Below are 15252 nucleotides of genomic sequence, written 5' to 3' on the forward strand. Positions count from 1 at the left end.
ATCACGAACGCGAGCGGGGCCCGGGTCTGCCGACCCGGGCCCCGCTTCACGTGCGCAACGGTCCTCGGTGGTTCAGTCCTTCCAGAGCGTGCGGGCGAACGCCCGGAGGTCCCCCACGTACAGGTCGGGCTCCTCCATCGCGGGGAAGTGGCCACCGCGGTCGAACTCCGACCAGTGCGTGATGGTCGGCAGCACCCGGTCGGCGAACCGGCGGAGCGGGAGCGCGGCGTCGTGCGGGAAGACCGCCACCCCGGCCGGCATCGTCAACTCCCAGGGGCCGCCCAGCCGGGCGGCGATGTTCGGGAGGGTGCGGTCCAGCGACTCGTAGTACAGCTGGGCCGAGGAGCCCGCCGTCGCGGTCAGCCAGAAGACGGTGACGTTGGCCAGCATCAGGTCGCGGTCGATCGCGTCCTCCGGCACCTGGTCGGAGTCGGTCCACTCGCGGTACTTCTCCATGATCCAGGCGAGTTGGCCGACCGGGGAGTCGGTGAGGCCGTAGGCCACCGTCTGCGGGCGGGTGGCCAGCAGCTTCAGGTGCGCCGACAGCTCCCGGTCGAAGTGCCCCAGCCTGCCCAGCCGGGCCAGCTCCGCCTGGTCGAGGTCGGCCAGCTCGGCCGGGTCCTGCGGCGGGAAGGTCACCAGCGAGTTCACGTGCACGCCCGCCACGTGCTCGGGGTCGGCCAGGCAGAGCTCCAGCGACACCATCATGCCCCAGTCGCCGCCCTGCACCACGTAGCGCCGGTAGTCCAGCCGGGCCATCAGCTCCTTCCAGGCCCGCGCCACCCGGTAGTGGTCCCAGCCGGCCTCGCGGACCGGGCCGGAGAAGCCGAAGCCGGGGATGGTCGGGATCACCAGGTGGAACGCGTCCGCCGGGTCACCGCCGTGCGCCCGGGGATCGGTCAACGGGCCGATCACGTCCAGGAATTCGACGAAGGTGCTGGGCCAGCCGTGGGTGATCAGCAGCGGCCGGGCGCTCGGCTCGGGCGACCTGACGTGCAGGAAGTGGATGTTCGCGCCGTCGATCTCGGTGGTGAACTGCGGGTACCGGTTGATCCGGGACTCCACCGCCCGCCAGTCGAAGCCGGTGCGCCAGTACTCCGCGAGCTCCTTCAGGTAGTCGGCCGGGACACCGCGTGACCAGCCGGCGCCCGCCACCTCGCCCGGCCACCTGGTGTTCTCCAGTCTCCGGTGCAGGTCGTCGAGATCGGCCTGGGGGATGTCTGTCCGGAACGGTTGCACGGGCCTGCCGCCTTTCGTCGGGGAGGTCCGGTCAGGTGGCCGGGGCGCCGGCCCCGGCCACCTGACCCGGAGGTCGGTCCGTGGCCTACAGGAGGTCGGTGTTCGGCTCCAGGCCGCACAGGATCCGGCCGTAGGTCTCCGCGACCGTGTTCGGGTGCAGGACACCGTTCAGGTTGAGCGCCTGGATGTCGCGCTCGATCCGCTGCATCGGCTGGTCGGAGTAGATGGACGAGCCGCCGCTGGCGGTGTTGAGCACGTCCACCGCCTCCTTGGCCCGCAGACAACCCATCGCCGCGTCCATCTTCGAGAGCGCGCGCTCCTCCAGCGACCACTGCTCGCCGGCCCGCACCTTGGTGTCCAGGCGCTCGGCGGCGCGGCGGACGTGGAACTCGGCCTCGTCGATCTTCATCGCCGCCTCGGCCACCTGGAGGTGGGTGAGCGGGGCCTCGGCCTGGTGCTCGTAGTGGGTGTAGGCGATCTTGCGGCTCGGCAGCTTCTCGAAGAACGCCTCCCGGGCCGCCTTCGCCATGCCGATGGCCGACGAGCTGGTCACCGCGGTGGCGTGCGGCACGAACGGGAGCTTCCAGGTGAGCGAGTCCGCGTTCTGCTTCGAGAGGTGCTCGCCGTGCATCATCACGGGGATCATCGGCAGCACGCGGGCCTGCGGGACGAACAGGTCCTTCGCGATGGTGGTCACACTGCCGGTGGCCCGCAGACCGGCGGTGTGCCAGTCGTCGACGATGGTCAGGTCCGCCATCGGGACCGCGATGGTGGCCGGGGCGAACCCGCCGTCCTCGGTGGCCAGCAGCACCGAGTGCATGTCCCACTGGCTGTGCGGCGCACCGGAGACGAAGTGCCACCGGCCGTTCAGGATCACGCCGCCGTCGGTCGGGGTGGCGATGCCCGACGGGTTGACGCCGCCGCAGATCCGGACGCCCGGGTCGGCGAAGATCTCGTCCTGCACCTCGTCCGGGAACAGGCCGGCCAGCCAGGAGCCCATCGTGAACGTACTGATGGTCCATCCGACGGCGCCGTCGCCCCGGGCGAGTTCGGAGATCACGGCGGACACCGTCCGCACGTCGGACTCGGCGCCGCCGTAGCGCACCGGCACCCGCATCTTCATGATCCCGGCGTCGGTGATCGCCTGCAGCACCTCGTCGTGCAGGACCCGGTGCTCCTCCTGCCACGGGACGTGCTTCCGGATCACCTCGATCAGCTCCGTGGCCCGGCCGACGAGCTCGGCCTGCGGTGTCGCCTCGTTGATCGTCATCTGTGCTCCTCAATTCGATGACAGGGAAAGGAAAGTGGAGTGGAGTGGAACCCCGCCGGAATCGGCGGTATCCGCGCGGAATCGTGTCGCAGGTCTCCCCTGCTGTCCGGCTGGGCGGCGATTCACCGTCGGCTGGGAACGACTCTGACAGGGCGCCGCAGCCGTGGGCTTCTCCCACATTGCCGAGCCCGGAGGCCCTGATTCCCGGTGCGCGGGGAACACCCGGAGAATGCGCGCGGGAATGCGTGGTCGCCGTACGGCGCGGACCGATGGCCGGTCCGGGTACGGAACGTCCGCCGCCGAAGGGTCAGAGCCCGCCGAGGAACTTCAGCAGTTCGGCGGAGACCTCGTCCGGGCGCTCCTGCTGGGTCCAGTGCCCGACCCCGGGCAGCACCACCGTGCGGGTCAGGTTCGGCACGAACACCTGGAGGTTGGCGATCAGCTGGTCCAGGCCGGGGAGTTGGACGCTGCCGTCGCGCTCGCCGTACAGGTACACCGCCGGGGTCGTCATCGGCGCGCCCTGCCAGGGCGCGGTGAGCTCCCAGCTCAGTTCCATCGTCCGCCACCAGTTCAGGCCGCCGGTGAACCCGGTCCGGGCGAAGTCCGCCGCGTAGACGTCGAGATCGGCCTCGGTCAGCCAGTCGGGCAGCGCGCCCGCCTCGGGCAGCAGGTCGGCGAAGCTGCCGCCCTCGGGCACCAGCGGCAGGGTGGGCGCCGCCACCTGCGGCGAGTCGCCGAAGCCCCATTGGAAGACCCGGAGCACACCGGCCCGCGGGTCCCGGGCCAGTTCGGCGTCGGCCACGCCGGGCTGCTGCAGGTGGTTCATGTAGAAGCCGGGGCCGAGCCCCTGGGTCATCCCGGCCAGCGCGCTCACCGGGCCGCGCGGCAGGTAGGGCAGGCCCAGCGCGGCGATGCCGCGGACCCGGTCGGGGCGCAGCAGTGCGGTGTTCCAGGCGACCGGCGAGCCCCAGTCGTGGCCGACCAGGACGGCCTGCTCCTCACCGAGCGCGTCGATCAGACCGACGACGTCGCCGACCAGGTGCAGCTGGGAGTACTGCTCGACCGCCTCGGGGCGGTCGGTCCGGCCGTAGCCGCGCTGGTCGGGGGCGACCACGTGGTAGCCGGCCGCCGCGAGCGCGGCGAACTGGTGGCGCCAGGAGTACCAGGTCTCGGGGAAGCCGTGCAGCAGCACGACCAGCGGTCCTCCGCCCTGCTCGGCGATGTGCATCCGGATGCCGTTGGTCTCCACGAACCGGTGGGTCACCTCGGTGGTCGGGCCTTGACCCGGTGCCGCCTGCGAGTCGTTCATGGCACACCTTTTCTGTCGGTGAAGTGGGGATGTCCCCAAGCTCCCACCGCAGTCAGGGCCGTCACTACTCCTTCCTTGCCCACCTCCCCGGGCGGCCGGACACGCGTTTCGGAAGCACGGTGGTGACGGGACCGGGTGGTCACCACCGTGCTTCCGAAAGCTGCGAGGAGCGGTCCGACGGACGGTTACGCGGGCTCGGGCACCGACTGGACGGCGGCCGGTGACGACTCGTCGACCACCGGCGGCTTCAGGTAGCTGGTCCCCCAGGCGACCGCGATGGTGACCACACCGAGGATCAGACCGGTGATCACGGGGGCGGAGGCGCTGTGGTTGTCGATCGCGAACCCGCCGGCCAGGGCGCCGAACGCGATGCCGACGTTGGCCGCGGAGACCGGCAGCGACTGGGCGAGCTGGCCACCGGGGCCGGCCAGGCTGATCACCCGGACCTGCAACGAGGGCACGATGCTGTAGAAGGACAGGCCCCAGGCGAGCAGCGCGAGCGCCACCAGCCAGGCGATCGAGCCGACGAAGTAGAGCACCAGCAGGGAGGCCGCGATGCCGACCGAGCCGATGATCAGGGTGAGTTGGGCGTTCCGGTCGGCGAACTTGCCGCCGCCGAACGAGCCGACCGCGGTGGCCGCGCCGTAGGCGAGCAGGAACACGCTCAGCACGCCGCCGGAGATGCCGGTGACCCGCTGCAGGAACGGCACCAGGTAGGTCAGCGTCGCGAACACCGAGGAGAACACGATGAAGTTGAGGAACAGCACCGCGAGCACCCGGGGGGCGAACGCGTACCTGGCCTGGTGGGCGGCGCCGGCACCGGCCGGCGGGACGACCGGGATCAGCGCCACCGTGCCGCCCAGGGTGAGCACGGCGCCGACCACGATCGCCACGAACGAGCCGCGCCAGCCGAGGGTCTGGCCGACCAGGGTGCCCAGCGGCACGCCGAGCGCCCCCGACATCGCGACACCGGAGATGACGATGCCGATCGCCTTGCCGATCCGCTCCGGCGGGACCACCGTCATCGCCGCGATGAACGCACCCGCGATGAACAGGCCCTGCGACGCACCGATGAAGAAGCGCAGCACCAGGAAGAGACCGTAACTGGAGGTCAGCACCGCGACCAGGTTGCACGCGATGAACAGCGCGAGCGATCCGATCAGGACGATCTTCTTCTCCAGTTTGATCGTCAGCGCGGTCAGGATCGGACCGCCGATGGCGAGGCCCAGCGCGTACACCGTGACCAGGGTGCCCGCTTCGGAGATGGTCACGTGGAGGTCGGCGGCCACCCGGTCCAGTACACCGACCACGAGCAGTTCACCACTGCCCAGCACGAACATTCCTAGGAACAGCGTGGCCAGTGCCAGGTTGGCCCTGCCTGGACTCAGCGCCGTCTGTTGGGTACTCATGTGCGCACTTCCTTCTTGTCGTGGTGCGAGGAGTCGTCTCAACAACGGGGCGACCGAAGGGGGTTCGGGGTCAGGCGGTCACTTCCACTCGATGATCTGGAGGTAGTTCCCGTCGGGGTCCGCGAAGGTGCCGAACTTGCCCTTCTCCCGGTCCTCGATCGAGACCCACTCCACCTCGGCCGCGTTCAGCTGGGCCTCGACGGCGGCGAAGTCCTCGACGTGGAAGTTGACGATCACGCGACCGGGCTGGTCGTTCTTCGGCTCGACGTCGTCGCGACCGTCGATGACCAGCAGGAAGCCGCCCAGGTCGATCGCGCCCTCGCCGGTGAACTCCGGGGCCAGCGCCTTGACGTACCAGGCCCTCAGCTCGGCCGGGCGGGTGGTGCCGAGCAGCATGCTTCCAGGCTTCAGAATGCTCATGACAAGTCTCCTCAGGGATGAGTCCGGTTGCGCGGCAGCAGCGAGAGCCGTGCCGCGGATCAGGGTGTCGGGTGGGTCGGGGTGCTACGGGGAGTCGCGCTCCACCGTCTCGGCGACGCGCTTGATGGCCGCCAGCCGACGGTCCCAGTCGGCGGCGAGCGAGGACATCCACCGCGTGGTGGCGTCCAGGCCGGTCGGCCGCAACGAGTACCTCACCTCACGCCCGACCCGGCTGCCGACCACGAGGCCGGCGGCGTCCAGCAGGGAGAGGTGCTTGACGACCGCCTGCCGGGAGACGGGGAGCCGCCCGGCAAGCGTCGTCGCGGTGGCCACGCCGAGCGCGGCGAGGAGGTCGAGCAGTCGGCGACGGGTGGGGTCGGCGAGGGCGATCAGGACGCTGCCGACCTCCTCGACCGCACTGTCGGGGTCCGCCCTCACACAGTCGGCTCCTCGACGCGCGTCTTCACCATGTCGAGGATCTGCGGCCAGCCGGCCGTGAGGTTCGCGATCGTCGAGGCACGCACCTCGTCGGAGACGGCCAGTGCGGCGAAACCGCTCTCGACCACGGTCAGGCGGGTCTTGTCGCCCTCGGGGGACAGCGTGAACTCGACCAGGGTGCTGTTGCCCTCGGTCAGCTCCTGCCCCGGGGAGGCGGGGGCCCAGCGGTACGCGAGGTACGTCTGCGGCTCGACCTTCACCACGCGCACCGGGAAGTCGCCGTGGTCCGGGTTCTTGGCCAGCATGGACTCGCCCTCGACCGCGGTGGTGCCCTGGACGCTGTCCGGGTCGGCCACCCAGAAGCCGGGGGCGGACACCAGCGACCAGACGCGCTCGACCGAGGCGTCGATCAGAGTGTCACGCTCGATGATGTCGTCGCTCATGAGGAAACTCCTTCAAGTACCGGCATTGAGTGCAACCAAATCATTGCACGCCGATCGATCGTCGTGCAACCTTTTCGTTGCACGACGGCGGCCCAGCCTCGGACAGTTCCGGGGAAGCCCGACCGCCCGTCACGTTCCGTTCATTCGCAGTCCGCCGCGCCCCGACTGAATTGGCCTGGTTGTACAGCCAACTCGACTCAGCCGCGCACGCCCGCCGCGGCGGACAGGACCCCCGTGGCGACAGGTTCCTCCCTCGTCCTCTCCGGCTCTCCCACTCCGCACGAGGGGGACAGGCTCACCTTCCACTGGACCACCGACGCGCCCGACGCCAAGAACTGGGTCGGCATCTACGACGGCACCCGGCTGCCCGGGACCGGCTCCTCGCTGCTCTGGAAGTACACCCCGGCCGCCTCCGGCGACCTCCAGCTGGACACCTCGGCCCTCACCGACGGCCCCTACACCGCCTACCTGCTGGCCAAGGACGGCTACGGCATCCTGGCCCGGAGCGCGCCGTTCGGCTTCACCCCGCGACCGGTCGCCCCGCGCCCGCACAGCGCCGTCGACGCCCTGACCGCGACCACCGTGCCCCCGTCCGCCGCCTTCCGGATCAAGCTCGGCGGGCTGTGGATGCGCGGCTCCGGCACCCCGGTGTTCCGCAAGGTCGGCGGCGACTCCTGGCTGTCCGTCAGCTCCGACGGCACCGTGACCGGGACCGCCCCGAACGCGGCGCTGTCCCGGCCCGCCGTCCTGACCGTCGGGATCAAGGACCCTGCGGGCAGCGCCGACACGATCACCGTGCAGGTGCCGGTGAACGCCCGCAAGCCGCAGCTCAAGACCGCCACCCTGAACCTCTGCAAGGCCGGCGCGGGCATCGAGGACGCGCTGGAGAAGCAGCTCCGGCTGATCCTCACCCAGGGGCTGGACCTGGTCGCGCTGCAGGAGACGGCGGGCACCGCCGCCCAGGCGCTGGCCGACGCGCTCGGCTGGTACGCCTACCAGAGCGCCGGCAGCGTGGGCATCCTCAGCCGGTACCCGCTGACCGAGATCACCGCCGCCACCGCCGAACTGCCCGCCGTCGGCGCCACCGTGCAGTTTCCGGGCAACCGCACCGTGCGGTTCTGGGCGGCCCACCTGGACGAGGCCGACTACGGTCCGTACGCCGTCCAGGACGGGCGCACCGCCGAGGCCACCCTGGCGAGCGAGAACGCCTCCGTCCGGGGGAAGCAGGCCCTCGCGCTGGCCGCGCTGGTGAAGGCCGACCTGGCCGCCCGCAAGCCGGTGATCCTGGCCGCCGGGCTGGCCTCGCCCTCGCACCTGGACTGGACGCCCGCCACCGCCAGCGCGCACGGCGGCGTGCCGGCGCTCGACTGGCCGGTCACGGTGGCCCTGCAGAACGCCGGCCTGGTCGACGCCTACCGCCTGGCCCACCCCGACCCGGCCGTCTCCCCCGGCAACACCTGGTCCGTCACCCGCACCCTGCGCGGCGGCAGGCCCGAGCCGCAGGACCGGATCGACCAGGTGCAGTTCGCCGGAAAGCTCACCCTGGTCGAAGCGCACACCCTGGTCACCGGCTGGCCCCAGCCGGAGCCCGGCGCGGCCGCCAACGGCTGGCCCTCCGACACCGCCGCCGCCGTCGCCACCTTCACGCTCTGAGAGGCCGTCCGATGACTCCCCAGCTCAGCCGCCGTACCTTCGTCTCGGCCACCGCCGCCGCAGGCGCGGCCACCATGGTCGGCCTGGCCGGCGCCACCGAGGCCGAGGCCAAGGGCAAGCCCAGGCCGGGCACCGTGGCGGACGTGAAGCACGTGGTGATCCTGATGCAGGAGAACCGCTCCTTCGACCACTACTTCGGCACCCTGAACGGTGTCCGGGGCTTCGACGACAGGCAGGCACTGCAGTTCCCGGACGGCGGCAACGTGTTCCGCCAACCCGACCCCGGGCGCAGCGACGGCGGGGTGATGCTGCCGTACCGGATGGACACCACCAAGTACAACGCGCAGAACGCGGGGGGCCTGGCGCACGACTGGGCCACCGGTCACCAGGCCATCAACAACGGCGCGATGAACAAGTGGATCGCCGCCAAGGGCGAGCGGACCATGGGGTACTTCACCCGGGCCGACGTGCCCTACCAGTACGCGCTGGCCGACGCGTTCACCCTCTGCGACGCCTACTTCACCTCGCTGGCCGGCCCGACCGACCCCAACCGCCTCTACCTGTGGACCGGTACGTCCGGCCCGGGGCGCGACGGCACCACCGGACCGTGGATCGACAACACCCCCGTCACCGACAACCCCGTCGCCGACTGGACCACCTACGCCGAGCGGCTGGAGAGCGCGGGCGTCAGCTGGCGGGTCTACCACAACCCGAGCAAGGACGACCGGACCGGCGACTACGACGACAACGCTCTGTCGTACTTCAAGCAGTTCCACAACTTCCCCGCCACCGACCCGCGGTACATCAACGCGATGACCAAGTTCGACCCCGCTGCCTTCGACGCCCACTGCAAGGACGGCACCCTGCCCACCGTCTCCTGGCTGGTCGCGCCGTACCTGTTCTCCGAGCACCCCAACGCCGGCCCGGCCTACGGCGCCCACTGGGTCAACACCGCGCTGCAGTCGCTGATGGCCAACCCCGAGGTGTGGAACCACACCGTCTTCCTGGTCATGTACGACGAGAACGACGGCTACTTCGACCACATGGTGCCGCCCACCCCCGAGGCCGGTACCCCCGAGGAGTTCACCCAGGGCCGGGCCATCGGCCTGGGCAACCGGGTGCCGCTCTGGGTCGCCTCGCCCTGGTCGCGCGGCGGCTGGGTCAACTCCCAGGTCTTCGACCACACTTCGGTGCTGCGCTTCCTGGAGGTGGTGACCGGGGTGCAGGAACCCAACATCTCCGCCTGGCGCCGCACCGTCTGCGGTGACCTGACCAGCTGCTTCGACTTCGCCAAGCCCGACTACTCGGTCCCGGTGCTGCCCGACACCGCCGCCCTGATGGCCACGGCCGACGCCAACGCGGGCCTGCCCGCCGTCAAGCTGCCCGCCCTCGGCGCCCAGGCCCTCCCGCCGCAGGAGCCGGGCGAGCGGCCGCACCGCAAGCTGCCCTACGGCCCCGGCGCCGAGGTCACCGTCGACCGGAGCACCGGCAAGGTCACCTGCACCATGACCAACACGGGAACCGTCGGCTACCCCTTCACGGTGTACCCGAACATCGTCCTCCCCTTCGCCGGAACGCCGTTCACCGTCGCGCCCGCCGCCACCGGGGCCTACACCTGGGACGCCGCCGCCACCGACGGCCGCTACGACTTCACCGTGCACGGCCCCGACGGCTTCGTCCGCCGGTTCGCCGGCACCGTCACCCGGGCCGGCCAGGACGACGTCCCCGTCCCCTCGGTCGAGGCGCTGGTCACCCGCAACAAGGTCGCGCTGCACCTGCACAACGACGGCGGGACGGAGGTGTCGTTCACCGTGGCCCCGAACGACTTCGCCGGTCAGCAGCAGACGGTGTGGGTGGCCGCGAACAAGCAGGCCACCGTCAACTGGCCGCTCGACAAAGGCCGTTACGACGTGACGGTGACCGCAGCCACCGGCACCCGGTTCACCCGCCGCTACGCGGGGACGGTGCACTGACCCGGTCGCCCCACCGACGACCCCGCCCGCCCCCGGGCGGGGTCGTTCGCCGTACCCCGGGAGCAGCTCCCTAGGCGAGCAGCTCCCGGACCTCCTCGGTGAGTTCGAGCTCCGGATCCGCCGCCAGAGCGGCCCTGGCCTCGGCCAGTGCCTCCGCCTCGCGGCCCAGCGCCCGCAGCGAACCGACCCGCTGGAGCCGGGCCGAGGGGTCGTCGGTCTCCGCCAGCACGGTGTCCAGCAGGCCGAGCGCCTCGGCGTGCCGCCCCGCGTCCTGGTAGGCGACCGACAGGTTGAACCGCAGCCCCGGGTCGTCGCTCAGCCCGACCGCCCGCTCCAGGTCGGCGGCGGCCGCCGCCAGGTCACCCTCCTCGTAAGCGAGTTCACCACGCAGCGCCCAGGCCGGGGCGAACTCCGGGTCGGCCGCGAGGGCCGCCGAGCACGCCGCGTGCGCCGCCGCGTCCTCGCCCTCCGCGGCATACAACTGGCCCTGTAGAGTCAGTAGTTGGGCGTTGGTCGGATCGAGCACCAGCCCGGCCGCGACGTCCCGGTGGGCCCCGGGCAGGTCACCGAGGTCGGTGAGCAGCCCGGCCCGGTTGAGGTAGGCGTCGACGAACGCCGGGTCGAGCTCGATGACGTAGCCGAAGTCCTGCACCGCGCCCTTCACGTCGCCGAGTTCGGCCCGGACGTCGGCACGGTTGTAGTACGCCTCGGGGAACGGGGGCGAGAGCCGGATCGCCTCGTCGAAGTCGGCCAGCGCCTCGGCCGAGCGGCCGGTGCGCCGGAGCACGATGCCCCGGTCGAAGTAGTACTCGGCGTAGTTGGGGTCGACGGTGATCACCGAGCTGTAGTCGGCCACCGCCGCGTCGTGGCTGCCGAGCCCGCCGTGCACCTGGGCCCGGTTGTAGACCAGCACCGAGCGGTGCAGGGCGTGTTCACCCGGGTCGAGGATCTCGTCCAGGCGGGCGACACACTCGTCCAGCAGCGCCAGCGCCGCCTCCGGCCGCCCCTCGCGGACCTCGATCAGGGCCAGCCCGTTGCGGTTGAAGGCGGTCCGGAAGGCCCGTTCCTTCGGGTCCGGTGTCCGGGTGGCGAAGGCGATCGCGGTGTTGATCCAGCCGCGCGCCAGCTGGTGGTCCCGCTGGTCGTCGTCCAGGAAGCGGGTGTAGAGCATCGCCGTGCCGTACGCGCACTGCAGGTGGATCTCCGGGTCGGTGCTGAGCGCGCGGGCCCGCTCCCAGATCGGCAGGATCCGGTCGGTCAGGCCCAGCCCGGCGAAGGCGTTGGCCGGTTTGGCGAGGAAGGTCCACCAGTGCCGGGGGTGGGTCTCGTGCGTGACCAGGGCGCCACCGCGCTCCCCGTAGTCCAGGACGGCGTGGTAGAAGCCCATGTCGGTGCAGTAGTTGCACGCCTCGCGGAGCAGCTCGGCGCCCAGGCCGGACGGGTCCGAGCCGTGCTCGGCGTGCCAGAGCAGGGCGCCCAGGCTCAGCGAACGCTCGTCCAGCGCCGCCAGTTCGAGCCGCCGGGCGTCGTGCAGCGCGGCGCGCTCGGCGGGGGCCAGCCGCTGGTAAGCCTCGGCCGCGCGCGGGTCCTCGGCGGTGCCGTCGCCGGCCACGTACAGCGCCGCCCGCTCGGCCGTGGACTCCGGCAGCGGGTCGGCCGGGGCCGCGCCCTCGACGGTCGCGCAGTACGCGGTGAGGGCGGGCTCCAACGGGGCGGCCACCTCGCCCGGGGGCTGCTCCAGCGGCTCCGTCCCGGTGTGCGCGACCACCGTGAGCAGCGCCGGGTCCATCCGGCGGAGCAGCACCGCCAGGAACTCCTGGTCCGTCGGGTCGGCCCGGTGCAGGTCCTCGACCACCAGGGTGTGCGGCCCGTCGCCCAGGGCCTGCGCGTACTCGGTGAGGAACTCGACCAGGCCGTGTGCGATCCGCAGGGTGCGCAGTCGGGAGTAGTACCGGGTGCGTTCCTTGGGCACCGCCAGCGAGGTGAGCGTCTCCCGGGAGGCGGGGACCACGCCGCGCAGTTCGGGCGCGGTGCTGAGGATCTCCACGTCGTGCCGCCGGACGGCTTGGGGGCAGCGGGTCAGCGCGTCGGGGACCAGCGCCCGCAGCAGCGAGCCGACGGCGGTGTACGGGCCGCGCAGCCGGCGGTGCGCACTGACCGTCACCAGGACCGGCGGCAGCGCCAGTTGCTCGTGGGCGGCGGCCCGGGCGGCGCGGTGCGGCGCCCGGACCCAGTGGTGGCGGGGCTCGGCCATGGCGGTGGGGCCTTTCGTCAGAGAGCGGGTGCGGGGGCTTCCGGAGCGGACTTCCGACGGCGCCGGTCCCGGCGGACCAGCACCGCGACGGCGCCGAGCTGGAGGACGGCCAGCGCGAAGAACACCGTGGAGTCGATGAACGGGCCGAGCGGCGCGTGCCCGCCGAAGCGGTCCAGCGCACCCGTGACGAACCGGGCCCCGGCGGGGACGACGCCGATCACGAAGACGGTCAGCGAGAAGGCGTAACCGCCCGCGATCAGCCAGGAGTACCAGCGCGCCGCCCGGCGGTCGACCGGGTGCCAGGCCGACTCGTCCAGCAGCGGGCGGCCCCGGCGGCGGCGGACGGCGTTGGTCAGCACGCCCGTCGCGGTGGTGTGCAGGTCGCGGCAGCCGAGCACGGTGCTGAGCAGCACGTAGATGTCGGTCCGCAGGTAGAGGAACGCCTGCCAGGCGATCCGCAGCAGGGTGGCGTAGGCGAGGGCGAGGCAGAGCCGGCCGAACCCGCTGAGCGCGCCACCGGGGAGCCGGGTGGCGTCGGCGGTCAGGGTGAGCACGGCCGTCAGCACGGTGTCGGCGAGCAGGCCGGCCAGGATCGGCAGGTAGCGCTTGCGCCGGGGCACGGTGACCAGCCCGTCGAGGGAGGTCTCCAGCACGATGTAGATCAGGCGGTGGCCGATGGACAGTCTGCTCGGCAGCCCGAGCCGGCGGCCGGCCAGCGCGTGGAAGCCCTCGTGCACCAGGATCAGCGGGAACTGACCGACGAACAGGACCAGCGAGACCACGGTGAAGTAGGGGCTGAAGAACACGTTCGAGGGTCGCGGTGCCAGCTCGGGCACCCGGATCGTCTGGGTGATCCAGGCGGCGACGACCAGCAGGTAGCAGAGCCAGGCGGGCCGGCTGAAGGCCGCCCGGCCGAGCCGCTGCCAGCGCAGCGGCGGTGGTGCCGGCTCGTCCCCGGTGCGGACGAAGCCGAGCTCGGCCAGGCCGGCCAGCAGGTCCGCCATGTCGACGCTCTCGCCGTACTGCCGCTCGTAGGCGCGGGCGGCCGCGCGCGGCGTCAGGCCGTCCGCCAGCAGGCGGACCAGTTCCGCGCCGTCGGCGGGGAGCACCGCGTAGGAGTCGGTCTCGACCCGGCCGACGGTGACCTCGTCGCCCTCCTCCAGGTAGACCAGCGGGTGCAGCGCGACCGGACGGTCGAGGTCCGGTCCTGCGGACGCCTGGTCGGTCGAGGGGCGCATCGTTCCTCCCGGGGAACTTCCCTGCTGGGCGGTGTGGTTGACGGGGTCGGCCGCCACGGCGGCCGACCCCGTCAGATGGCGCTGGAGCCTCAGGCGTCGCAGCCGCAGCCGTACATGGTCTGGGCCGAGCTGGTCAGGCGGACGGGGCCGGCCTTGCGGATCACGATCTTCTTCATGGGGTGTCCTTTCGTCGAGCTGACAGGGGCTAGCAGACGTGAATCGCTAAGCGTTGGTCATTCATCTCAGCTGTCGCGACGCCCATCAGCATGGATCCGAGTCCGGCTCATGTCAACAGTCGGAAGCGCGAGTTGACGCCCCGTCAGGTCCGGCGTGGAAGCCGCCGTCGACGAACAGCAGCGGGGCCCCGGAGGTGGCCCGGTGCTCCAGCACGCGGCCGATCAGGATCAGGTGGTCGCCGGCCGGCACGGTGCGGTCGCGGTGGCAGACCAGGGTCGCCACGGTGCCCTCCAGCAGCGGCAGCCCGTACCGTCCGGCCCGGTCGCCGAGCCCCGCGAAGCGGTCGCCGGGACCGGCGAACCGGACGGCGAGCTCGCGCTGGTCGGCGGCCAGCAGGTGGACCGCGAAGTGGTCGGCGCCGGTGAACGCGACCCGGCTGGTGGCGGACAGCTGCAGGCACCAGAGCACCAGCGGCGGGTCCAGCGAGACCGAGGTGAAGGAGTTCACGGTCAGACCCGCGGGCCGCCCCCGGTACCGGGTGGTGACCACCGCGACCCCGGTCGCGTAGCGCCCCAGCACCGCGCGCAGCGGGCGGCCCGCCGTCACCGTCTCGTCGAGGGCCATCCGGCACGCCTCTCCCTGCTGGAGTCCAGCCAGTCCCAGATGAACGGGACCTGGTGTGTTCATTCATCTCAGACGAGCTCTCGCAGATTGACAGCTCCGCCGCCGAGCCGTCAACAGCTGGGACCGGCCGGGCCGCCCGGCGACGGCCGGGACGGGCGGGGCGCCGCAGACCAGGGTGGTTCCGGCGCCCGGCCAACTAGGATGGGGCGACGGAGCCGCCGGGTTCCGGCCGCGCTCGCGGCGCAGCGCTGAACCAGCAAGGGAGGTGCGCGGTGACCCGATCCGGAGCCACCACGCTCGCCGACCGGATCGACCGGCTCTTCGAGGTAGTCCGAGGCCCCGACCGCGAGCCGTACAGCAACGAGGACGTCGCCCGGGCCTGTCGGGAGGCCACCGGCGAGACCTTCTCCGCGACCTACCTCTGGCAGCTCAGAACGGGACGGCGGGACAACCCGACCAAGCGTCACCTGGAGGCGCTGGCCCGGTTCTTCCAGGTGCCGCCGGCCTACTTCTTCGACGACGAGCAGAGCGCCCGGATCGCCGAGGAGCTCCAACTGCTCGGTGCGCTGCGGGATGCGGGCGTCCGTGACGTGGCGCTGCGTGCGGTTTCGCTGTCTCCCGAGGGGCTCGGCACGATCAGCGACATGATCGAGATCATCGCCCGCAGAGAGGCCGGATCGCACCGCTCCGAATGACTGTCCATCAGACCTTCACACGCCTAGGATCGCTCACAGCGGGTCGGGTATCGCTGACCGTGATCGGACCGGGCCAGGGGGTGGGACTGTGCGGTTACACACGGACCAGC

13 protein-coding genes are annotated in these 15252 nt (G+C 71.8%); 3 read left to right on the forward strand and 10 right to left on the reverse strand.

What is annotated here, in order from left to right; translation table 11 throughout:
* Positions 1 to 72: 72 nt before the first annotated feature.
* The 7 genes from ACIRPK_RS29260 to ACIRPK_RS29290 all read right to left on the reverse strand — a co-directional run bounded on the left by ACIRPK_RS29260 (position 73) and on the right by ACIRPK_RS29290 (position 6528).
* Positions 73 to 1239, reverse strand: a complete 1167-nt coding sequence (locus ACIRPK_RS29260; RefSeq protein ID WP_403043786.1) for an epoxide hydrolase family protein — start codon at positions 1237 to 1239, stop codon at positions 73 to 75.
* A gap of 85 nt (positions 1240 to 1324) precedes the next feature.
* Positions 1325 to 2509, reverse strand: a complete 1185-nt coding sequence (locus tag ACIRPK_RS29265; protein WP_403043788.1) for an acyl-CoA dehydrogenase family protein — start codon at positions 2507 to 2509, stop codon at positions 1325 to 1327.
* Between the two features lie 307 nt (positions 2510 to 2816).
* Positions 2817 to 3818, reverse strand: coding sequence for an alpha/beta fold hydrolase (locus tag ACIRPK_RS29270; RefSeq protein ID WP_403043791.1), 1002 nt, complete (start codon positions 3816 to 3818; stop codon positions 2817 to 2819).
* Positions 3819 to 4003: 185 nt separating this feature from the next.
* Positions 4004 to 5227 (reverse strand): MFS transporter, encoded by a 1224-nt coding sequence (locus ACIRPK_RS29275; RefSeq protein WP_403043794.1) that lies wholly within the window; start codon positions 5225 to 5227, stop codon positions 4004 to 4006.
* Positions 5228 to 5305: 78 nt separating this feature from the next.
* Complete coding sequence (locus ACIRPK_RS29280; RefSeq protein WP_403043796.1) at positions 5306 to 5647, reverse strand: VOC family protein; 342 nt, start codon at positions 5645 to 5647, stop codon at positions 5306 to 5308.
* Positions 5648 to 5731: 84 nt separating this feature from the next.
* Positions 5732 to 6085 carry an ArsR/SmtB family transcription factor gene (locus ACIRPK_RS29285; RefSeq protein ID WP_403043798.1) on the reverse strand — a complete coding sequence of 118 codons (354 nt, stop codon included), beginning with the start codon at positions 6083 to 6085 and terminating at the stop codon, positions 5732 to 5734.
* Positions 6082 to 6528, reverse strand: a complete 447-nt coding sequence (locus ACIRPK_RS29290) for an SRPBCC domain-containing protein (protein WP_403043800.1) — start codon at positions 6526 to 6528, stop codon at positions 6082 to 6084. Before ACIRPK_RS29290 ends, ACIRPK_RS29285 begins: the two co-directional genes overlap by 4 nt.
* A 234-nt stretch (positions 6529 to 6762) precedes the next feature.
* Between ACIRPK_RS29290 and ACIRPK_RS29295 the strand changes: the two genes are divergently transcribed.
* The gene (locus ACIRPK_RS29295; RefSeq protein ID WP_403043802.1) at positions 6763 to 8181 is read left to right on the forward strand and encodes an endonuclease/exonuclease/phosphatase family protein; all 1419 of its coding nucleotides are present in this window, start codon (positions 6763 to 6765) and stop codon (positions 8179 to 8181) included.
* Positions 8182 to 8192: 11 nt separating this feature from the next.
* Positions 8193 to 10154, forward strand: a complete 1962-nt coding sequence (locus ACIRPK_RS29300) for a phosphocholine-specific phospholipase C (protein WP_403043804.1) — start codon at positions 8193 to 8195, stop codon at positions 10152 to 10154.
* A 70-nt stretch (positions 10155 to 10224) separates the two neighbouring features.
* Here the strand turns inward: ACIRPK_RS29300 and ACIRPK_RS29305 are convergent, their stop codons facing one another.
* The 3 genes from ACIRPK_RS29305 to ACIRPK_RS29315 all read right to left on the reverse strand — a co-directional run bounded on the left by ACIRPK_RS29305 (position 10225) and on the right by ACIRPK_RS29315 (position 14447).
* Positions 10225 to 12408 carry a tetratricopeptide repeat protein gene (locus tag ACIRPK_RS29305; RefSeq protein WP_403043806.1) on the reverse strand — a complete coding sequence of 728 codons (2184 nt, stop codon included), beginning with the start codon at positions 12406 to 12408 and terminating at the stop codon, positions 10225 to 10227.
* Positions 12409 to 12425: 17 nt separating this feature from the next.
* On the reverse strand, positions 12426 to 13646 hold the full coding sequence (locus ACIRPK_RS29310; RefSeq protein WP_403043809.1) for a hypothetical protein: 1221 nt from the start codon (positions 13644 to 13646) through the stop codon (positions 12426 to 12428).
* Between the two features lie 288 nt (positions 13647 to 13934).
* The gene (locus ACIRPK_RS29315) at positions 13935 to 14447 is read right to left on the reverse strand and encodes a flavin reductase family protein (protein ID WP_403043812.1); all 513 of its coding nucleotides are present in this window, start codon (positions 14445 to 14447) and stop codon (positions 13935 to 13937) included.
* A gap of 272 nt (positions 14448 to 14719) precedes the next feature.
* On the opposite strand from ACIRPK_RS29315, the gene ACIRPK_RS29320 reads away from it, so the two are divergent.
* A complete protein-coding gene (locus tag ACIRPK_RS29320; RefSeq protein WP_403043814.1) occupies positions 14720 to 15142 on the forward strand; it encodes an XRE family transcriptional regulator in 423 nt (140 codons plus the stop codon).
* The last annotated feature ends 110 nt before the right edge of the window (positions 15143 to 15252 follow it).

Origin of the sequence: Kitasatospora sp. NPDC101801, assembly GCF_044766665.1 — a bacterium.
In the GTDB taxonomy this organism is placed as follows: domain Bacteria; phylum Actinomycetota; class Actinomycetes; order Streptomycetales; family Streptomycetaceae; genus Kitasatospora.